The sequence below is a fragment of the Nocardioides sp. genome, from assembly GCF_024509035.1.
Taxonomy (GTDB): domain Bacteria; phylum Actinomycetota; class Actinomycetes; order Propionibacteriales; family Nocardioidaceae; genus Nocardioides.
On record NZ_JANINT010000014.1, the window covers coordinates 16,393 to 36,846 of the forward strand.

The following is a 20,454-nucleotide window of genomic DNA, read 5'->3' on the forward strand; positions in this document are numbered from 1 at the left end:
GGGGTCCCCGCCGAATCGTGGGCTGGAGGAGCGAAGCGGGGGAAGCGCGCGATTCGGTGGGGTGGGCATGCCGCCCACTATGACGGAGAGCCAGGAAGACCCAGGGTCAGGCGCAGGGTCAGGCGCAGGGTCAGGCGCTGGTCTGCCGGTTGCGGACGATGCTGCCGAGGATGCCGTTGACGAACTGGGGCGACTCGTCTGTCGACAGGTCGCTGACCAGCGCCATCGCCTCGCTCACCGCGACGGCGTCGGGAACGTCGTCGGCGTAGAGCAGCTCCCAGACCCCCAGCCTCAGCACGTTGCGGTCGACCGCAGGCATCCGGGCCAGCGTCCAGCCCTCGGAGTAGGACGAGAGCAGCTCGTCGATGTGCTCCTGGTGCTCGACCACGCCGCGCACGATCGTGGCGGTGTAGTCGTTGGTCGGCCCCTCACCGTCGGCGATCGCCCGCTCGAGGGCCTCGACCGGGCTCTCGGACCGCATGTCCGAGGCGTAGAGGATGTCCAGCGCGCGCTTGCGGGCCTTGGACCGGGCTGACATCGAGCGTTCTCAGCCCTTCACACGGCCGAGGTAGGAGGAGTCGCGCGTGTCGACCTTGACCTTCTCGCCCTGGTTGATGAACAGCGGGACCTGGATCTCGTGACCGGTCTCGAGCGTCGCCGGCTTGGTGCGGCCGGTGGCGCTGTCACCGGCCAGGCCGGGCTCGGTGAAGGTGATCTGCAGCTCGACCGAGGCGGGGAGCTCGATGAACAGCACCCGGCCCTCGTTGGTGGCGATGATGACGTCCTGGTTCTCGAGCAGGAAGTTCTTGGCGTCGCCGACGATCTCCGGCGCCACCTCGAGCTGCTCGTAGCTCTGGACGTCCATGAAGACGTAGGAGCTGCCGTCGTTGTAGAGGTACTGCATGGTGCGACGGTCGACCGTGGCGGTCTCGACCTTGGTGCCGGCGTTGAACGTCTTGTCGACGGTCTTGTTCGACTCGACGTTCTTGAGCTTGGTCCGCACGAAGGCCGGGCCCTTGCCGGGCTTGACGTGCTGGAACTCCACCACGGCCCAGAGCTGGCCGTCGATGTTGAGAACCATGCCGTTCTTGAGGTCGTTCGTCGTTGCCATGCGCGCGTGTCAGCCTTCTGCGTACGTCGGGGGGTCGGGGCGTCGCCCGGACCCGCCGGGCAACAGCGCACGAGTCTATCGGCTGGGCGCCGCTGCGCCGAAAAGGCCGGCCCAGGACCTACGAGAGCTCCCAGACGATCTGCACGGTGACCGACCCGTGGTCGCGACCCGCGCGGATCGGCATCGCCTTGAGCGCATTGGTGTCCAGGTAGCCGCGCGCCAGGGCGGCGGACCTCAGCTCGACGCTCGGCAGTGGCCGGGCGTGCATCTCCCGCAGGGTGACGACGTCGCCCAGTTGCTGACCCGAGGCCTCGGCGTACTGCTCGGCCTTGGCGGTGGCCTCGGCGACCGCGGCGTCGCGGGCCTTCTCCATGACGGCGTCGTCGTCGCCGACCAGCAGTCGGATGTTGCTCACGCGCACGCTGTTGCCCCCGGCGGCCACCGCCGCGCTGACGGCCCTGCCACCCTGCTTCAGCTCCTTGACGAGCACCGATGCGCGCTCGGAGACGCGGTAGCCGGTGATCGTCGGCGGGCTGTAGTCGTGGTACTGGTACACCGGCGCCATCGACAGCCCGGTCGTCTGCACGTCGGCCTTCTCCACGCCGTACTCCCCGAGCGCCCCGAGCACCCGGCCCATCGAGCCGTTGGCGGCGTCGAGGGCGTCGTCGAGGTCGGGCCGCGTGACGTTCACCCCGAGGCTGAAGGCCAGCTGGTCGGGCACGGCCCCGGCCTCCCCCGTGCCGCTCATCGTCAGCACCCGCTCCTGGGCGGGGGCCGCGTCCCCGTCGTCGGCCGCCTGCGCGGCCGGAGTCGCGCCGTCGGAGCCCCCGAGGAGGTAGGCCACCACCAGCGCCATCGCCACCAACGCGGCCACCAGCAGCCCGCGCACACTCACCGTCACGTTGCTGTTCATGCCTGCTCGGACGGTCCCCGGCCTGCCCCGGTTCCCCACGTCGAGTCGTCACCCCGACCGGTGGTCACCCGGGGACGTCATACCTTCCGGCGGCTGGGACGCCCTGTTCGGATGACCTCCCGGGGTCGGCCCACCGGAGGTCATCCGACGTGGCTACCCGGACGACCAGCTCGTATGACGTCTCCGTGACCAGAGCCCGACGGCATCCCGACAGGTGCGGGCGCGGATCATCCAGCGATGATCCAGCACCGGGGGGCCGCCGACCTCACGGCCACCCATCCCCACCGACCGGCGGGCCGGACGTCCCGTCTCAGCGTCGGGCGATGACCTCGAGCGCCATCCGGTAGCCGTCGATGCCGTGGCCGGCGATCACCTCGACGGCGTACGGCGTCACCACGGAGTGGTGCCGGAACTCCTCGGGGCGCTGGTGCGGGTCAGAGATGTGCACCTCCACCAGCGGTGCCTCGAGCTGGGCGCACGCGTCGAAGATCGCGTAGGAGTAGTGGGTCCACGCGGCGGCGTTGAGCACGACCGGAAGGGCGCCGTCGGCGGCAGCGTTCAGCCAGTCGAGCATCTCGCCCTCGTGGTTGGTCTGGCGGACGTCGACGTCGAGCCCCAGGTCGCGGCCCCAGCCGCGACACAACCGGGCCAGCTCGTCGTGCGTGGTGGTGCCGTAGATCTCCGGCTGCCGACGTCCGAGTCGACCCAGGTTGGGCCCGTTGAGCACCAGCACCGGACGCGCGCCGGTCACGCCGGCCCGCCGATCGCGGCGTACGCGTCGCGGAGATCCACCACCGAGGGACCCGCGAGGACGGTGGGGACGGCGATGTCCGAGAGCACCACGAACCTCAGCTGGGAGCCGCGGGCCTTCTTGTCCACGCGCATCGCGCGGTGCAGCTCGTCGAACGACGCCTGGGAGTACGACGTGGGCAGGCCGACCCGCGCGAAGGCCTGCCGGTGCCGGTCGACGACGTCCGCGGCCAGCGTGCCGGCGCGGCTGGCCAGCTCGGCCACGTAGACACAGCCGATCGCGACCGCCTCGCCGTGGCGGATCCGGTAGTTCTCGGTGCGCTCGATGGCGTGGGCCATCGTGTGCCCGTAGTTGAGGACCTCGCGGCCGGGGTGGCCGTCGGCGCCGCCGGTCTCCTTGAGGTCGGTCGAGACGACCTCCGCCTTGACGCGCACCGCGCGCTCCACGAGCTCGCGCAGCACCGGCGAGTCCGCCTCGAGCTGGGAGGGGTCGGTGCCCTCGACGAGGCTGAGGATCACCGGGTCGGCGATGAAGCCGCACTTGATGATCTCGCCGAGGCCGGCGACGAGCTCGGGCCGCGGGAGCGTGCGCAGGGTCGCCAGGTCGCAGATCACCCCGGCAGGCTCGTGGAACGACCCCACGAGGTTCTTGCCGCTGCGCGTGTTGATGCCGGTCTTGCCGCCGACCGCCGCGTCGACCATGCCGAGCAGCGTGGTCGGCACGTGCACGACCGTGACACCCCGCAGCCAGGTGGCGGCGACGAAGCCGCCGAGATCGGTCGTGGCCCCGCCGCCGAACGTCACCACGGCGTCCGACCGGGTGAAGCCGGCCTCGCCAAGCGCCTCCCAGCACGACACCGCGACCGCCGCCTTCTTCGCGCGCTCGCCGTCGGGGATGGGCAGGACCATGACGTCGTAGGCGGCCGCCAGGGAGTCGAGGACGGGCCGCACCAGCTCGGCCAGCGCGTCGGAGAACACGACCGCCACCCGCTGGACGGCCACGCCGAGCATCTGCGGGAGCCGATCGGCGAGGTCGTGGCCGACCACGACGTCGTACGGCGACGGGCCGGTGACCCGCACGACGGTGTCCCTCATCCGTCCCCCTCCTGCCCGGGCTCGCCGAACGCGGCCAAGATCTCCTCGGCGACATCGTCGGGGCTGCGGCCGTCGGTGTCCACGACCAGGGTCGCGACCGACTCATAGATCGGGGTGCGCTCGTCGAGGAGCGCCTTGATGCGGCCCCGGACGTTGCCGAGCAGCAGCGGGCGCGCGGTGCCGAGTCCGACCCGCTTGACGGCGTCGGAGAGCCCCACGCGCAGGAAGACCACGCGGTGCTCGGCGAGCCGCTCGCGGGTCTCGGGGTCGAGCACCGCTCCGCCGCCCAGCGAGAGCACGCCGTCGTGCGTGGCGAGGGCCTCGGCGACCGCAGCGCGCTCGAGGCGGCGGAAGGTCTCCTCACCGGAGTCGACGAAGATGTCGGAGATCGAGCGGCCCTCGGTCTGCTCCACGTCGTGGTCGGTGTCGCGCGCCGTGGTCCCCCACGCGGCCGCCAGGACGCCGGCCACCGTCGTCTTGCCGGCACCCATCGGGCCGACGAGCACGACCCGAGGACGGGTCGGGCCGCTCACCGGAACCTCAACGTGTCCAGGTAGCTCTCGACGTTGCGGCGGGTCTCGCGGACCGAGTCACCGCCGAACTTCTCCACGACGGCGTCGGCCAGCACGAGCGCGACCATCGCCTCGGCGACGATGCCGGCCGCCGGCACGGCACACACGTCGGAGCGCTGGTGGTGGGCGACGGCCTCCTCGCCGGTGGCGACGTCGACCGTGCGTAGCGCACGCGGCACGGTGGCGATCGGCTTCATCGCCGCGCGGACCCGCAGCACCTCGCCGGTCGACATGCCGCCCTCGGTGCCGCCGGAGCGGCCGCTGACGCGCTGGATGCCGTCGGCGCCGGGCACGATCTCGTCGTGCGCGCGCGACCCGGGGGTCGCGGCGAGCTCGAAGCCGTCGCCGACCTCGACGCCCTTGATCGCCTGGATGCCCATGAGGGCCCCCGCGAGGCGTGCGTCGAGGCGCCGGTCCCAGTGCACGTGCGAGCCGAGCCCGGGCGGGAGGCCGTGGACGACGACCTCGACGACCCCACCGAGGGTGTCGCCGTCCTTGTGGGCCTGGTCGATCGCCTCCACCATGAGCTTGCTCGTGTCGGCGTCGAGGCAGCGCACCGGGTCGTCGTCGAGGCGGGCCACGTCGTCGGGATCGGGAAGTACGCCGGCGGGCGCGCGGACGCCGCCGAGCTCGATCACGTGGGACACGATGCGCGCACCGGTCGCCTGCTCGAGGAACTGCGAGGCCACCCGGCCCAGCGCCACCCGGGCGGCGGTCTCGCGGGCGGAGGCTCGCTCGAGGATCGGGCGCGCCTCGGGGAAGTCGTACTTCTGCATGCCGACGAGGTCGGCGTGGCCGGGCCGGGGGCGGGTGAGCGGCGCGTTGCGAGCGAGCGCCTCGAGCTCGACCGGGTCGACCGGGTCGGCCGACATGACCTTCTCCCACTTGGGCCACTCGGTGTTGCCGATCTCGATCGCGACCGGTCCACCCATCGTCTCGCCGTGGCGGATGCCGCCGACCAGCGTGACCTCGTCCTGCTCGAACTTCATCCGGGCGCCGCGGCCATAGCCCAGCCGTCGGCGGGCCAGGGCGTCACCGATGTCGCTCGAGGTCACCTGCACGTGCGCGGGCAGGCCCTCGAGGATCGCGACCAGGGAAGGGCCGTGGGACTCACCCGCGGTCAGCCAACGAAGCATGGCGGCAGTCTTTCATGTCACGACGGCACGTCGTCCGGGGTCACCCGGAGACGAGACCGTTCCACACCGGTCCGAGCACGACCCCGAGCAGCGCACCGCCGAGCAGGAACGGCCCGAAGGGGTAGGAGGCTTTCAGCACCCTCCGGTCGCGGCGCACCAACGCCACGAGCAGGCCGGGCACCGAGAACGCAAGGAACCCCCCGTAGACGCCCAGCACGACCTCGATCCAGCCGAGGTAGCCGAGCGCCAGGCCGAGGACGGCGGAGAGCCGCACGTCGCCGAACCCCATGCCGGCGGGATGGATCCACCACAGCGCGAAGAAGAGGCCGAACACGACGACCGCACCCAGGCCGGCACGCACCAGCGCGTCGCGGTCGTCCTCGAGGAGACCACACAGCAGGGCCAGCAGCGCGGTCACGCCGAACGTCGGCCAGATCACCACCGTGGGCAGCAGGTGGGTGCGCAGGTCGACGGCGGCCAGTGCGACGCCGACCGGCACCAGGGGCAGCAGGAACAGCAGTGGCCAGGCGAGCCCGACCGATGCGCCGACGAGGGCGCCCGCGACCAGGCAGGCCACCACCGAGGCGGCCGGGAGGAGCGGGGCCGCCGCGACCTCGGCGTACAGCGGCTTGGGGTGCTCGGCGTCCCGTTCCGGGTCGGCCGCCGGCTCGGGGATCCGCGCGACGAGCGGTGCCACGAGCAGGCCGGCGGCGCTGCAGGTCACAGCGGCCAGGCCGACCGCGACCGGGTCGAGGCTCACCCGTCGACCCGACGCGTCTCGAGGACGCGCTCCCCCGCCGACCGCATGGCGGCGAGCGGGCCGGCGATCCCGGTGAACAGCTCGAACTGCAGTACGGCCTGGTGCACGAGCAGGTCGAGCCCGCCCACGAGCACCCGGTCCGGGCCGATCGACGCGGCCAGCGGCGTGGGCCACGGGTCGTAGAGCACCTCGAAGACCACCGGGGCCTCGCTGCAGCGGGCGACCAGGTCATCGCTCTGTGCGTCGGCGGGCACGGTCGACACCACGACCTCGCCGATGACGTCGGACTCCCCCAGGGTCAGCACCTCGACCCGGGGGCCGCTCGGGTGCTCGGCGATCGCCATCGCCGTGAGCCGGGCGCGCTCCGGTGTCCGGGCCAGCAGGCGTACCTCCCGGGCGCCGAGCTCGCACAACGCCAGCCCGGTCGACGCCGCCGTCGCGCCACCGCCGATGACCGTGCCGGCCGTGACCGGGCCGTGGTAGCGCTCCCGCACGGCGGCCACCGCCCCCGGCAGGTCGGTGTTGTCGGCCAGCACGATCGAGCCGTCCTCGAGCACCAGCGTGTTGACCCCTGCGGCGAGCCGGGCCCGCGCCGTGACCTCGACGCCGGCCAGCGAGAAACCGGCGCGCTTGTGCGGCATCGTCAGCGACAGCCCCCGCCACTCCGATCCCAACCCCAGCACGAACGGGGCGAACCCCTCGGCCGTGACCCGGATCGCGTCGTACTCCCAGTCGAGCCCGACGGCTGCGTAGCCGGCCCGGTGCAGAGCAGGCGAGAGCGAATGGGCGACCGGATCCCCCAGGACGGCGCAGCGCATCACGCGACCATCACGGGCTCAGCACCGGTCGGACTGGGTGTCGCAGTACTCCTGGAGCTCCTGCTTGAAGGACAGGAACTCCTGGTAGTCGTCGGTGAACTTGGTCTCGCCCGTCTTGAGGTTGACCGTCACGTAGAACAACCAGTCACCGTCGGCCGGGTGGGCTGCCGCTGCGATCGCCTCGTCGCCCGGTGCCTCGATGGGCGTGGGCGGGAGCCCGGTCTGCTTGTAGGTGTTGTACGGCGAGTCCGCGACCGAGTCGATCTCGGCCTGTGTCAGTCGCGCGATCGTGGAGCGGTCGAGGGCGTAGTTGACCGAGGCGTCGACCTGCAGGAGCCCGTTGGTGATGCCGTTGTCGGGGTTCTCGACGCGGTTGTAGATCACGCGCGCGATCTTGGGCATGTCACTGCCCCGGCCCTCGGCCTGCACGAGGCTCGCGACCGTCATCAGCTCCGCGGGCGTGTAGCCGAGCTCAGCAGCTGCGGCCTCGAGGTCGGCGTCCTCGGCCGCCTGCCGCCACCGGGTGACCATCGCGGTGAGCATGGTCTCCGGCGTCGCGTCCGGGCCGAAGTCGTAGGTCGCCGGGAACAGGTAGCCCTCCGGGTTGCCCTCGGCGTAGTCGGGCAGGCCCAGCGAGTCCGGCTTGGCCAGGACCTTCTCGAAGTCGGACTTCTTGTACTTCGTCTTCTTGGCGAGGATGTCGACGATCTCGACGACCCGGAGGCCCTCGGGGATCGTGACGCGGTCGGTGACCATGTTGGCCGGGTCGACCAGGATCTCGACCACGTCGTCGGCGGCCATCTCCTTCTTCAGTGCGAAGTAGCCGGCCTGGAGGTTCGACCAGTCGGGGCTCGCGTTGGCGGCCTCGACGAACGCGTCGACCGACGCGACGACGCCGGCCGCCTTGAGGTCACGGCCGATGCTGCCGGCCGTGGCACCGCTGACGACCTGGTAGGTCACGTTGCCGCGTCCCGGTCCGGCATAGTCCTCGGCGGAGCCGAACTGGTCGCGGACCTTGCCGATGCCCCACGTGACCACGAAGTAGAAGCCGCCCACGACGATGGCCAGCGCGATCAGCACCGCGAGGCAGCTGCGCAGGCTGCGGCGCTTGCGCCGCCGCCGGTGGCCGCTCTCGTACGCCGCCGCGCCGGTGCCCAGGATCCCGCCGTCGTCCTCGGCGGTGTGCGGTGCGTCCTCCACCGGCTCGTACTCGTCGGTCATCTACGTCTCCTCGACGATCTCGCCCGGCGCGGCCCCCGTCGCGCGTTCGGTGTCCAGTGCGTGCTGCAGGATCAGGACGGCTGCCGCCTGGTCGACCACGGCTCGCCGCTTGCCCCCCTTGCGGCCCTGGTCGCGCAGCATAGCCTCCGCCGACACGGTGGTCATGCGCTCGTCGACCAGGCGCACGGGCACCGGCGCGACCCGGGCGGCGAGCCCGGCGGCGAACACGCGGACCTTGGCCGCCGCCGGCCCCTCGCCTCCGGCGAGCGACCTCGGCAGACCGACGACCACCTCGAGCACCGTCGACTCCTCGGCCTCGTCGCGCAGGATCCGCGCGATCCGCGCCAGGTCGCCCTTGCCCCGGCGGACGGTCTCCACCGGCGTCGCCAGGAACCCCGACGGGTCGCTGCGGGCGACGCCGATGCGGGCGTCGCCCGGGTCGATGCCGATCCGGATGCCGTGTCTCATAGCGTGCCGGCCTCAGCCGGCTGCCACCCGACCGACCTCGGTCGTCACCAGAGCGAGGGCCTCGTCGATGCGGGAGGCGTCGGTGCCGCCGCCCTGCGCGACGTCCGCCTTGCCACCACCCTTGCCGCCGACCAGCGGGCCCACGGCGCGCACCAGGTCGTTCGCGCTCAGCCCGCGGGCCTGCGCCTCGTCGTTGATGGCCGCGACGACCGCGACCTTGCCGTCGGCCGCGCCGATGACGACGACCACGCCGGGCTCACCCTGCGGCAGGCGGCCGCGGACGTCGAGGGCCAGCGTGCGCACGTCGCCGCCGCCCGCGCCGTCGGCGCGGTGCGCGACCAGGTTGACCGGGCCGACCTTCGCCGCACCCGCCGCGAGCTCGCCGCCCGCGGCGAGCAGCTGCGCCACCCGGACCTTCTCGATCTCCTTCTCGGCGGTGCGGAGCTTCTCGACCAGGTCGTTGACGCGCTCGGGCAGCTGCTCGGGGCGGACCTTCAAGGTGTCGGAGAGCTGGGCGACCAGCACGTGCTCGCGCGCGAGGAACCGGTAGGCATCGCTGCCGACCAGCGCCTCGACACGGCGTACGCCGGAGCCGATGGACGACTCGCCGAGCAGCTTGATCACGCCGAGCTTGCCGGAGCTGCCGGCGTGGGTGCCACCGCACAGCTCGCGCGCCCAGTCACCGACCGAGACCACGCGCACCCGGTCGCCGTACTTCTCGCCGAACAGCGCCATCGCGCCGGACTTGACCGCCTCGGCCTGGCTCATCACCTCGGCGTGGACGGCCAGGTCGTCGAGCACGACCTCGTTGACGCGCGCCTCGACGTCGGACATCACCGACGCCGGCACGGCGCCGACGGCGGAGAAGTCGAAGCGGAAGCGGCCGGGCGCGTTCTCCGAGCCCGCCTGGGTCGCGGTCTCACCGAGCGCCTCGCGGAAGGCCTTGTGCACCATATGGGTCGCGGTGTGGGCGCGCGAGATCGCGCGACGCCGCTCGACGTCGACGACGGCGTGGGCGCCGAGACCGGCGGTGACCTCGCCCGAGAGCACGGTCGCGTGGTGCACGATCAGGCCGGTCACCGGCGACTGGACGTCGCGCACCTCGAGGCGGGCGCCGTTCTCGAGCTCGATCACGCCCTGGTCGGCGAGCTGACCGCCGCCCTCGGCGTAGAACGGCGTGCGGTCGAGCACGATCTCGACGTCGTCGCCGGGGCCGGCCGAGGAGACGACCCCGCCCGCGGCGACCAGTCCCCGCACCGAGCCCTCGTCGGTGACGACGTCGTAGCCGGTGAACTCCACGGCCCGACCCATCGAGTCCGCGACCTGACGGTAGGCCGAGGCGTCGCGGTGCTGGCCCTTCTTGGCCTTCGCGTCGTCCTTGGCGCGCTGCCGCTGCTCGTTCATCAGCCGGCGGAATCCGGCCTCGTCGACGGCCAGTCCCTGCTCGGCGGCCATCTCGAGGGTCAGGTCGATCGGGAAGCCGTAGGTGTCGTGCAGCGCGAACGCCTTGTCGCCGGTCAGCTGGGTGCCGCCGCTCTTCTTGAGCTCGGCGGTGGCCTGGTCGAAGATCGTGGTGCCGGCGCGCAGCGTCTGACGGAACGCGTGCTCCTCGGCGTACGCCACCGTGGAGATCCGCTCCCAGTCCTGGTGCAGCGAGGTGTAGGTCTCCCCCATCTTGTCGCGGCTGACCGGGAACAGCTCGGGCAGCGCCGGGTCCTCGTAGCCGAGCAGGCGCATGGAGCGCACCGCGCGACGCAGGAGGCGCCGCAGGACGTAGCCGCGCGCCTCGTTGCCGGGCGTGACGCCGTCGCCGATGAGCATCAGCGAGCTGCGGACGTGGTCGGCGACCACCCGGAACCGGACGTCGTCCTCGTGGCTGGCGCCGTAGCGGCGCCCGGTCAGCTCCTCGGCCTTCTCGATGACCGGGAACATCACGTCGATCTCGTACATGTTGGCCTTGTCCTGGAGCAGGAAGGCGACCCGCTCCAGGCCCATGCCGGTGTCGATGTTGCGCTTGGGCAGCGAGCCCGCGATGTCGAAGTCCTCCTTGGACCGCACCGCGCTGAGCTCGTCCTGCATGAAGACGAGGTTCCAGATCTCCAGCAGCCGGTCCTCGAGCGCGACCGGCATGTCGGGGCCGAGCGTCGCCGGGTCGAAGTCGGGGCCGTAGGCCGCACCCCGGTCGTAGAGGATCTCCGAGCACGGACCCCCGGGACCGGGGATGCCCATCGACCAGTAGTTCTCCTTGCGGCCCAGCCGCAGGATCCGCTCCTCGGGAAGCCCGGTGACCTTGCGCCACAGCGCCAGCGCCTCGTCGTCGCCGTCGAGGATCGAGGGGTAGAGGTGCGCCTCGTCGAGGCCCCACCCGCCCTCGGCGAGCGGCTTGGTGACCAGATCCCAGGCGAGCTCGATGGCGCCCTCCTTGAAGTAGTCACCGAAGGAGAAGTTGCCGCACATCTCGAAGAACGTCCCGTGCCGGGTCGTCTTGCCGACGTCCTCGATGTCGGGGGTGCGCACGCACTTCTGCACGCTGGTGGCGCGCGGGAAGGGCGGGGTCTCCTGGCCGAGGAAGTACGGCTTGAACGGCACCATCCCGGCGTTGACGAACAGCAGGTTGGGGTCGTCGAGCAGCAGGGAGGCCGACGGCACCGGCGTGTGTGCCCCGACGGTCGTGTTCTGCTCGAAGTGAGCGACGAACCGTCGGCGAATCTCCGCGGTGTCCATCAGGTGGTGCCTTCCTCTTGTGCGTGCGATGTCGTGGCGGGTGCGGCGGGCGGCGCCACGGCCTTGTGTCGTCCGCCCTCGAGCTCGGGCCTCCCATGAGGCACGAGACCGAGTCTCTCGCGCAACTCCGATTCCCTCTCCACCCGCCCCTGCGCCACCTCGTCGCGGAACATCCGCGCGCCGAGCTCGAGCGCGCCCAGCCGGTCCTTGAGGCCGTCGGCGCTGAGGGCTTCGGCGGCGCGGCGACCTCGGACCATCGCGTAGACACCGGCGCCGGCCCCGGCCACGAACCAGAGGCCCCGCCTCACGCCGGGGTCCCCGCGGCGTCGTGCGCGGACGGAGCGGAGCGACGGGAGCGTGCGACGTCGTGGGGTGTACCGGCTGAACCCTCGTCGGGGAGCTGCGCTCGCTGGCGGGCCTGCCAGTCGCGGCGGGCCTCGCGGGTGTCGGCCTTGCGCTGCTTGCGCGCGCGCTTGACCTCGCGTCGCATCTCGAACCGGATGCGGTTGCGGGTCTCGGGGTCCAGCGCCCGGCGTACGCCGTGGGCCAGCGAGGCGGCCTTGACGACGGTCTCGCGCAGGACCAGGTCGGCGAAGAGCGCCCGCTCGATGCGGACCGGCTCGACGGGCTCCTGCTCGCCGAGGTGGGTGATGACGTACTCCTGCGGCTCCGGGGTCGATCCCGTCGCGGCAGCCGGACGCGTGATGCGGCGCTCAAGCTCCTCCACCTGCACCCGCAGTGCCGCGGTCTCGGCCCGCGACTGCGCGACGGCGCGAGCCGTGCGGGAGCGGGCGCGCAGCAGCGCGACGCCGAGGCCCAGCGCGATCAGCGCGAGCCCTGCGGCGACGACGACCGCGATCCAGTCCTGCATGGTCACCGACCCTATCGCGGCGGTCCCCGCGCCCCTCGCCCACGTTGACCCGCCCGAAAGTTTCGGGCGGGTCAACCTCTCTTGCCGCGGATCAAGCGTCGAACCCGCTCCCAGCGGTCCTTGACGGCCGCCTCCGCGCCCAACGACGTCGGCTTGTAGTACTCCGCGTCGGCGACGACGTCGGGCGCGTACTGCTGCTCGGCGATGCCGAAGGGCTCGTCATGGCTGTACTTGTATCGAGCGCCGTGGCCGAGCTTCTTGGCACCCGAGTAGTGCGCGTCGCGCAGATGGGCGGGGACGGGACCGATCTTCCCGGCCCGGACGTCGGCGATCGCAGCGCCGATCGCGGTCGTGACCGCATTGGACTTCGGAGCCACCGCCAGAGCGATCGTGGCGTGGGCGAGCGTCAGCTGCGCCTCGGGCATCCCGATCAGCTGGACCGTCTGCGCCGCGGCCACGGCGGTCTGCAACGCGGTGGGGTCGGCCAGGCCGACGTCCTCGGAGGCCAGGATCATCAGCCGCCGAGCGATGAAGCGCGGGTCCTCCCCCGCCTCGATCATCCGGGCGAGGTAGTGCAGAGCGGCGTCGGCGTCGGAGCCGCGCACCGACTTGATGAACGCGCTGGTGACGTCGTAGTGCTGGTCGCCCTGGCGGTCGTAGCGCACGGCGGCCTGGTCGACCGCGGTCTCCGCGGTCGCCAGGTCGACGACGTCGCTGCCCTGGGACGTCGCCGCTCCCGCTGCGGCCTCGAGGTAGGTCAGCGATCGCCGGGCGTCTCCCCCGGCCAGCCGGACCAGGTGCTCCAGCGCCTCGTCGTCGACGCGCACCCGGCCACCGAGACCGCGGTCGTCGGCCACCGCCTGCGCGAGCACGGTGCGGATGTCGTCGTCGGTCAGGGACTCCAGCCGCAGCAGGAGGCTGCGGGAGAGCAACGGGGAGATCACGCTGAAGAACGGGTTCTCCGTCGTGGCCGCGATCAGCGTCACCCACCGGTTCTCCACACCCGGCAGCAGCGCGTCCTGCTGGGCCTTGCTGAACCGGTGCACCTCGTCGACGAACAGCACGGTCTCCCTGCCGCCGCCGGCGAGCTCGGCACGAGCCGCGTCGATCGCGGCCCGCACCTCCTTGACGCCCGCCGAGACCGCCGAGACCTCGACGAACCGCCGGTCTGTCTGTTGGCTGACGATCGCCGCGATCGTGGTCTTGCCCGTCCCAGGAGGCCCCCACAACAGCAGCGACATCGACTGGTCGCCCTCGACCAGCCGCCGCAGCGGCGAACCCGGCGCCCGGAGCTGGCCCTGACCGACGAGCTCATCGAGCGTGCGCGGCCGCATCCGCACGGCCAGCGGGGCGGAGGCGTGGGTGTTCGCATTCAGGGAGCCGCCTCCGGTGCGGGCAGCGACCCCTGGAGTCTCGAACAGTCCGTCGTCCATTCCCACCTCACTCGAGCTCCGGACCCCGCGAGCGTACCCACGCCCACAGACGCCTCGACCACCGCCACGGTGTGGCGGTGGTCGAGGGAGGTCGATGCGTCAGGCGCTCGCCATCGTCTTGCGCTCGAGGTCGAACCAGGTGTCGGAGTAGCCCGGGTCGTTGCCGATCCCCACGCTGGGGCTCGCTCCCGGGTCCGGCGTGCCGGTGTCGTCGACGCCGAGCAACGAGGCCGTGACCGGACGCTCCGGGTGGTGGCCCAGCTCGCCCGCGAAGTGACAGGCGACCTTGTGCCGCTTGCCGATCTGGAGCAGCGGCGGCTCGACCCGGGCGCAGATCTCCTGCGCGATCGCACACCGGGTGCGGAACCGGCAGCCCGACGGCGGATTGATCGGGCTCGGCACGTCGCCCTCGAGCCGGATCCGCTCGCGCCGCCCGCCGATGGCCGCCTGCTTCACGTCGGGCACGGCCGAGAGCAGCGCCTGGGTGTAGGGGTGGTTGGGGCGGTTGTAGAGCGAGTCGCGATCAGCGATCTCGACGACCTTGCCGAGGTACATCACCGCCACCTCGGGGCAGAAGTGACGCACCACCGCCAGGTCGTGGGCGATGAAGAGGAACGCGATGTCGAACTCGCGCTGGACCTCCTGGAGCAGGTTGATCACCTGCGCCTGGATGGAGACGTCGAGGGCCGACACCGGCTCGTCGGCCACGAGCAGCTTCGGCTGGAGCGTCAACGCGCGGGCGATGCCGATGCGCTGGCGCTGACCGCCGGAGAACTCGTGCGGGTAACGGTTGTAGTGCTCGGGGTTGAGACCCACGATCTCGAGGAGCTCCTGCACCCGCGGCAGGATCTTGTCCTTGGGCAGGATGTTGTGGATCAGGAGCGGAGCGCCCACGATCGCACCCACGGTGTGACGCGGGTTGAGCGAGGTGTAGGGGTCCTGGAAGATCATCTGGATCTCGCGACGCAGGGGCTTGAGGCCGTGCGAGGACGTCTTCGCGATGTCGCGGCCGTCGAACTCGATGGCGCCGCCGGTCGGCTCGTAGAGCCGGGTGATCAGCCGACCGGTCGTCGACTTGCCACAGCCCGACTCGCCCACGAGACCCAGGGAGCCGCCCTTCGGTACCTGGAACGAGACGCCGTCGACCGCCTGGACGTGTCCGACGGTGCGTCGCACGATCCCGGCCGAGCGGACCGGGAAGTACATCCGCAGGTCCTTGACGGTCAGGATCGGGTCCGCGTCGAAGTGGCCGGCCACCGCCGGGTTCGCTCGCTCCTTCTCGACGAACCCGCTGGCCGCCGCGTCGACGGGGTCCTCCGCCCGACTGCGCGGGTCGTCGGCCGGCATGCCGCCCGCCATCGGAAGCTGATGGTCGCTCATCGTCCCTCCACCAGGTCCGGCGCGATCTCCGGCAGGACCTCTCGTTCGTACACCACGTCCGGGTTGGCAAGGTGGCACCTCTTGAGGTGGCCCTCGCCGCGCGTCCCCGGCGTGAGCTCCGGCGACACCGTGCGGCACAGGTCACCGGGCACCTTGTCACGGTGGGTGCACCGCGGGTGGAAGTGGCATCCGCTGGGCGGGTTCAGCAGGCTCGGAGGGTTGCCGGGGATCGGCACGAGCTTGGCCTCGGGATCCGCATCGACCTCCGGGATGCTCGAGAGCAGGCCCCACGTGTAGGGCATCTCGGGGTGGGTCAGGATCTCCTTGGTCGCGCCGTACTCGACCGCCCGGCCGCCGTACATGACGAGCACGTCGTGGGCCATCTCGGCCACGACACCGAGGTCGTGGGTGATGATCATGACGGCCGCGTCGAAGTCGCGCTGCAGGTCCTGGAGCAGGTCGAGGATCTGCGCCTGCACCGTCACGTCCAACGCGGTGGTCGGCTCGTCGGCGATCAGCAGGCTCGGGTTGTTGATCAGCGCCATCGCGATCATCGCGCGCTGCCGCATGCCGCCCGAGAACTGGTGCGGGTAGTCGTCGACCCGACGGTCGGGCTGCGGGATGCCGACGCGGTCGAGCATCTCGATCGCCCGGGCGCGGGCGGCCTTCTTGCTCACGTCGTGGTGGACCCGGTAGGCCTCGGCGATCTGGTTGCCGACACGGTAGTAGGGGTGCATCGCGGACAGCGGGTCCTGGAAGATCATCGCGACCTCGCGGCCCCGGCGGCGACGCATGTCCTCGTCGCTCACCTTGAGCAGGTCGACCCCGTCGAGCAGGATCTCGCCGCTCACGATGGCGTTCGTGCGCCGGTGGAGGCCGAGGATCGCCGAGGTCGAGACCGACTTGCCCGACCCGGACTCGCCGACGATGCCCAGCGTCTTGCCGCGCTCGAGGTCGAAGGAGAGGCCGTCGGTGGCCTTGACGACGCCGTCGATCGTCGGGAAGTGGACCCGGAGGTCCCGGACGGAAAGAAAACTCACGGTTGCTGCTCTCCCTCAGCCGACGCGGACGCGCGGGTCGATGACCGCGTACAGGACGTCGACGATGATGTTGGCCACGATGACGAACGATCCGAGGAGCACCACGAGACCGATCAACGTCGGCAGGTCGTAGGAGACGTTGGCGTCCACGGCCAGCTTGCCCAGGCCGTTGAAGTTGAAGACGGACTCGGTGATGATCGCGCCGCCGAGGAGACCGGCGAAGTCGAGACCCGCCATGGTGACCAACGGTGTCAGCGCCGCACGCATCGTGTGCTTGAAGAGTACGGGCCCGCGCTTGAGTCCCTTGGCCCGGGCCGTGCGGATGTAGTCCTCGGTCATCGACTCGAGGACGAACGCGCGGGTCATCCGGACATAGCCCGCCATGAAGAACAGCGCGAGGGTCAAGGCAGGTAGGAAGAGGTTGCTCAGCCAGCCACCGACGCCGCCCTCGGCGATCGTGGTGTAGCTGGGCACGTCGACCCAGCCCCACTTGATCGCGATGAACTTCAGGAGGAACAGGCCGATGAAGAAGGTGGGGAACGCATAGAACACCAGCGAGATGGCGACGATGCCCCGGTCGACGACCGTCCCCTTGGTGACCGCGGCTATCACCCCGAAGAGGATGCCGCCGACGATCCACATGATGAAGGCCAGCACGGCGAGCGAGGCGGAGACGGGGAAGGCCTCCTTGATCTCCTCCGAGACCGTCACCTGGTTGACGCGGGAGTAGCCGAGACAGGGAGCGGCACAGTCGGAGATGAGCTCGGGGGCCTTCTCGCGCAGCGACTTGTCCTCGGGGTACTCACGCCCCACGACGACGCCCTGGAGGAAGTCCGTCCACTGGGTGAGCGCGGGCTTGTCGTAGCCGAGCGCCTTCTCGGTCTGCTTGATCTGGGCGATGCTGCAGTTCTTGCCACACGCGACCCGGGCCGGGTCTTGCGGCATCAAGAAGAACAGCAGGAACGTCACGAGGCTCATCACGATCAGCAGGATCACGCCGATGAAGAGCCGGCGAACGACGTACGCGAACACGGAGGGACCACCTCGGGTCATGTCAGTGGGCGGAGGTGCTGGGTCACAGCATCTCACCCTGGACGGAGGTGAGGGTGAGGACCCCTCGACGAGGCCCTCACCCCCGGTCGTCGGGCGGCCGCTCTCGCGGCCGCCCGACTCAGGTGTATCGAGTGTCTACCGGTTGACGGAGTCCGTCACTGCTCCACGCCGATGGGACCGAGGTCCGGGTACATCGACGAGGCCGGGGTGTTGACGTAGCCGGTCACCTTCGAGCCGTGGAGGAAGAAGAACTGCGCGATCTCCAGCGGGATGTAGGCGACGTCCTTGCCGAGGACCTCGTCGGCCTTCTGCAGGGCGGCGGTCTGCGCGTCGACGTCGGCGGCGTTCGCAGCCTCGTCGACGAGCGCGTTGAACTCGTCGCTCTTGTAGGCGCCGTAGTCCTGGCCGTCGCTGTTCGCGGTCAGGTTCGGGCGGCTGTCGAAGAGCGGCGGGGTCACGGTGATGGCCGACGGCCAGTCGGAGCCCCAACCGGCCCACATGACGTCGCTGGTCTTGTCGGGCTGCTGCACGACGTCGTAGTAGGTGTCACCCAGCGGGTCGAGGGTCACGTCGAAGCCGGCCTGGTCCCAGGTCTCCTTCAGCGCCGCGGCCTGCTTGTCGGCGGTGTCCGACTGCGGGTAGGTGAACTTGATCGGGTAGGGCATCTGGACGCCAGCGTCCTCGAGCAGCTTCTTGGCAGCCTCGGGGTCACCGGCCTGCGGGCCGGAGAACGCCGGGTTGTCCTGGTAGCCGATCACGGCCGGGTTCACGATGGACTCGGCAGGCGCGTAGGCCTTCTCGCCACCACCGGCGGTGATCCAGCCCTCGGCGTTGGTCGCGACCTTGAGCGCCTCGCGGACCGCGGGCTCGGTGAGCCGGCGGAAGTTCGGCACCAGGTAGTCGACGTACGGCGACGGGACGAGGACCGAACGGGCCTCGGCGTCACCGACGATCTGCGAGTAGTAGGCCGGGGGCACGCGCTGGCTGGTCACGGCGTACTGAGCGTCACCGGAGTCCTGGATCAGCTGGTCGTAGATCGTCTCGGTGGTCTGACCCACGTTGAACTCGATCTTGTCGGGGAGCGCCATCCGGATGTCGGTGGAGTCCGTCGAGGCGTCGTAGTTCTCGTTGCGGACGAACGTCGCGCCCTTGTTCTTGTTCCACATGCTGCCCTCGATCCGGTAAGGACCGTTGGAGAACATCTGGTAGTTGGACTTGGCGCCCTTGTCCTTGTCCTTGCGGTACGGGTCCATCATCGACAGGCTCGCGACGGCCAGGCCGAAGTCCGGCCACGGCTTGTTGAACTTGTAGGTGATGGTGTTGCCGTCGCAGGTGATCGCCTTGTCGAAGGCGGCCTGACCCTCCGGAGTGGAGTTGTAGGGGCCGGTGTAGATCGGCAGGCCCGTCGACTTGTCGGTGGGGACGTCGAGGTAGCTCAGGATGTAGTTGGGGCCACCGGTGATGACGTCGGTCGCGAACACGCGGGACGCGCCGTACTTGAAGTCCTCACACGTGATCGGCTGGCCGTCCTCCCACTTGACACCGTCCTTGATCGTGAACGACCACTGCGTGGCGTCCTCGTTCTTGGTGCCGGTGTCCGTCGCGAGGTCGGGGACCGGGGTGTTCGCGACCTCGGGGTCCTCGGAGATCGGGAACGCGACCAGGCTGCGGTAGATCGTGCGGCGGAAGTTCGTGAGCTCGACACCGACGTAGGTGCGCTGCGGGTCGACGTGCTCGTAGGGCGCGTAGATGTAGTAGTAGAGCGTCCCGCCGGCCTTGCTGTCGGCGCCCGGGTCGCTGCTGCCCGGGTTCGACGAACCGTCGCTGTCCGATCCACCCCCGCACGCGGCGAGCGTGGTCGCCAGGGCGATCGCAGCGGTGGCTGCGAACAACCGCTTTCGATACTTGACCATTACTTCTCCTTGAGTGTGTGTCGCGCCTGGAGCGGCGGCACATTCAGCGGCTCTGTGCCGCCGAAGTCTGGGGGGTCCCCAGGCAGGGCCTCAACGGGCTGCCTTGGGGTCGAGCGCGTCGCGGATACCGTCACCGAGCAGGTTGAAGCTGACGACGATGACCATGATGAGGAAGGCCGGCGTGAAGAAGAACATGAAGTCGCCGATGGAGTAGTTGATCGAGCTGCGCAGGATGTTGCCCAGCGTCGGCGTCGGCGGGTTGATGCCCACCCCGAGGAAGCTCAGCGCGGCCTCCGCGGAGATATAGGCCGGCATGGTGAGCGTGAAGGTGACCAGCAGCGGCGCCCACAGGTTGGGCAGGATCTCCTTGAAGTAGATCCGGCGCCGCGAGGCCCCGATCAGCACGGCGGCGTCGACGAACTCGCGCTCGCGCACCGAGAGCACCTGGCCGCGGATGATGCGGGCGATGCCGGGCCAGCCGAACAGTCCGAGCACCAAGACGACGTAGAACCCGTTCGGGATGTCGTCGGACTCACCACCCGGCAGGAACTCCGCGACGGTCGCCACGCCCATGCTCGAGAGCGCGAGCAGCATCAGCGTCTGCGGGAAGGACAGCGTCAGGTCGATCGCGCGACCGATGATCGCGTCGACCCAGCCACCGGAGAAGCCGGAGATGATGCCCATCACCGTGCCGATGGTGATCGCGAGGATCGTCGCCGAGAGCGCGATGCTCAGCGAGAACGTGATGCCGAAGATCACCCGCGAGAGCACGTCGCGTCCGGTGCCCGGCTCGACGCCGAGCGGGTGGTCCCAGCTGATGCCGCCCCACGCGCCCTTGGGCAGCGTGTTGGCGTCGAGCAGGCTGTCCTTGCCCTGGTTGTGCAGCGTCGTGGGGTCCAGGACCCCGAAGTGGACGAGGAACGGTGCGGCGATGCCGACCAAGAGGTACACCACGACCACGGTGAACGAGATCATCGACAGCTTGTCGCGACGGAACCGGTCCATCGCGAGCTTGGTCGGGGACTTGCCGGCGATCTTGCTCGGCTCCCCCTCGGGGGCACCGGCCGGATCGGGCAGGTGTTCGCTCTCCAGGTTGGAGGCCTGAACAGTCATGTCACCTCTGTCTTGTCGGGTGTGCTGTCCGTCGGTTCTGGGGCCCGGATCACGAGCACCGGAGGGCCGGCGACGCGTCGGAC

Annotated in this window: 20 protein-coding genes; all 20 read right to left on the reverse strand. The window is 70.6% G+C overall.

What is annotated here, in order from left to right:
• Window positions 1-130: 130 nt before the first annotated feature.
• The 20 genes from nusB to Q0L15_RS01555 all read right to left on the reverse strand — a co-directional run bounded on the left by nusB (window position 131) and on the right by Q0L15_RS01555 (window position 20,371).
• On the reverse strand, window positions 131-538 hold the full coding sequence (gene nusB, locus Q0L15_RS01460; protein WP_296601729.1) for a transcription antitermination factor NusB: 408 nt from the start codon (window positions 536-538) through the stop codon (window positions 131-133).
• A gap of 9 nt (window positions 539-547) precedes the next feature.
• Entirely contained in the window at window positions 548-1,111 is a 564-nt protein-coding gene (gene efp / locus Q0L15_RS01465; RefSeq protein WP_296601731.1) for an elongation factor P, read from the reverse strand.
• 118 nt (window positions 1,112-1,229) lie between these two features.
• Window positions 1,230-2,024 (reverse strand): SIMPL domain-containing protein, encoded by a 795-nt coding sequence (locus Q0L15_RS01470; protein WP_296601732.1) that lies wholly within the window; start codon window positions 2,022-2,024, stop codon window positions 1,230-1,232.
• A 310-nt stretch (window positions 2,025-2,334) separates the two neighbouring features.
• Window positions 2,335-2,775 carry a type II 3-dehydroquinate dehydratase gene (locus tag Q0L15_RS01475; RefSeq protein ID WP_296601734.1) on the reverse strand — a complete coding sequence of 147 codons (441 nt, stop codon included), beginning with the start codon at window positions 2,773-2,775 and terminating at the stop codon, window positions 2,335-2,337.
• Complete coding sequence (aroB, locus tag Q0L15_RS01480) at window positions 2,772-3,869, reverse strand: 3-dehydroquinate synthase (RefSeq protein ID WP_296601735.1); 1,098 nt, start codon at window positions 3,867-3,869, stop codon at window positions 2,772-2,774. The genes Q0L15_RS01475 and aroB overlap by 4 nt, the downstream gene beginning before the upstream one ends.
• On the reverse strand, window positions 3,866-4,402 hold the full coding sequence (locus Q0L15_RS01485; protein WP_296601736.1) for a shikimate kinase: 537 nt from the start codon (window positions 4,400-4,402) through the stop codon (window positions 3,866-3,868). The genes aroB and Q0L15_RS01485 overlap by 4 nt, the downstream gene beginning before the upstream one ends.
• Window positions 4,399-5,577, reverse strand: a complete 1,179-nt coding sequence (gene aroC, locus Q0L15_RS01490) for a chorismate synthase (protein ID WP_296601738.1) — start codon at window positions 5,575-5,577, stop codon at window positions 4,399-4,401. Before aroC ends, Q0L15_RS01485 begins: the two co-directional genes overlap by 4 nt.
• A gap of 40 nt (window positions 5,578-5,617) precedes the next feature.
• Window positions 5,618-6,337, reverse strand: a complete 720-nt coding sequence (locus tag Q0L15_RS01495) for an A24 family peptidase (protein WP_296601739.1) — start codon at window positions 6,335-6,337, stop codon at window positions 5,618-5,620.
• The gene (locus Q0L15_RS01500; protein WP_296601741.1) at window positions 6,334-7,155 is read right to left on the reverse strand and encodes a shikimate dehydrogenase; all 822 of its coding nucleotides are present in this window, start codon (window positions 7,153-7,155) and stop codon (window positions 6,334-6,336) included. Before Q0L15_RS01500 ends, Q0L15_RS01495 begins: the two co-directional genes overlap by 4 nt.
• A gap of 18 nt (window positions 7,156-7,173) precedes the next feature.
• Complete coding sequence (gene mltG, locus Q0L15_RS01505; protein ID WP_296601742.1) at window positions 7,174-8,376, reverse strand: endolytic transglycosylase MltG; 1,203 nt, start codon at window positions 8,374-8,376, stop codon at window positions 7,174-7,176.
• Entirely contained in the window at window positions 8,377-8,844 is a 468-nt protein-coding gene (gene ruvX, locus Q0L15_RS01510; protein WP_296601743.1) for a Holliday junction resolvase RuvX, read from the reverse strand.
• Between the two features lie 12 nt (window positions 8,845-8,856).
• Entirely contained in the window at window positions 8,857-11,568 is a 2,712-nt protein-coding gene (alaS, locus tag Q0L15_RS01515) for an alanine--tRNA ligase (protein WP_296601744.1), read from the reverse strand.
• Window positions 11,568-11,876 (reverse strand): DUF6167 family protein, encoded by a 309-nt coding sequence (locus Q0L15_RS01520; RefSeq protein WP_296601745.1) that lies wholly within the window; start codon window positions 11,874-11,876, stop codon window positions 11,568-11,570. Before Q0L15_RS01520 ends, alaS begins: the two co-directional genes overlap by 1 nt.
• The gene (locus Q0L15_RS01525; protein WP_296601747.1) at window positions 11,873-12,439 is read right to left on the reverse strand and encodes a hypothetical protein; all 567 of its coding nucleotides are present in this window, start codon (window positions 12,437-12,439) and stop codon (window positions 11,873-11,875) included. Before Q0L15_RS01525 ends, Q0L15_RS01520 begins: the two co-directional genes overlap by 4 nt.
• 71 nt (window positions 12,440-12,510) lie before the next feature.
• Complete coding sequence (locus Q0L15_RS01530; RefSeq protein WP_296601748.1) at window positions 12,511-13,872, reverse strand: replication-associated recombination protein A; 1,362 nt, start codon at window positions 13,870-13,872, stop codon at window positions 12,511-12,513.
• A 99-nt stretch (window positions 13,873-13,971) separates the two neighbouring features.
• Window positions 13,972-15,252: an ABC transporter ATP-binding protein gene (locus tag Q0L15_RS01535; RefSeq protein ID WP_296601749.1), complete on the reverse strand. Its 1,281-nt coding sequence runs from the start codon at window positions 15,250-15,252 to the stop codon at window positions 13,972-13,974.
• Window positions 15,249-16,292: an ABC transporter ATP-binding protein gene (locus tag Q0L15_RS01540; protein ID WP_296601750.1), complete on the reverse strand. Its 1,044-nt coding sequence runs from the start codon at window positions 16,290-16,292 to the stop codon at window positions 15,249-15,251. Before Q0L15_RS01540 ends, Q0L15_RS01535 begins: the two co-directional genes overlap by 4 nt.
• 15 nt (window positions 16,293-16,307) lie before the next feature.
• Window positions 16,308-17,324 carry an ABC transporter permease gene (locus tag Q0L15_RS01545; RefSeq protein ID WP_296601751.1) on the reverse strand — a complete coding sequence of 339 codons (1,017 nt, stop codon included), beginning with the start codon at window positions 17,322-17,324 and terminating at the stop codon, window positions 16,308-16,310.
• A 176-nt stretch (window positions 17,325-17,500) separates the two neighbouring features.
• Window positions 17,501-19,258 (reverse strand): ABC transporter substrate-binding protein, encoded by a 1,758-nt coding sequence (locus Q0L15_RS01550; protein ID WP_296601753.1) that lies wholly within the window; start codon window positions 19,256-19,258, stop codon window positions 17,501-17,503.
• A 90-nt stretch (window positions 19,259-19,348) separates the two neighbouring features.
• On the reverse strand, window positions 19,349-20,371 hold the full coding sequence (locus Q0L15_RS01555; protein WP_296601754.1) for an ABC transporter permease: 1,023 nt from the start codon (window positions 20,369-20,371) through the stop codon (window positions 19,349-19,351).
• Window positions 20,372-20,454: the final 83 nt, after the last annotated feature.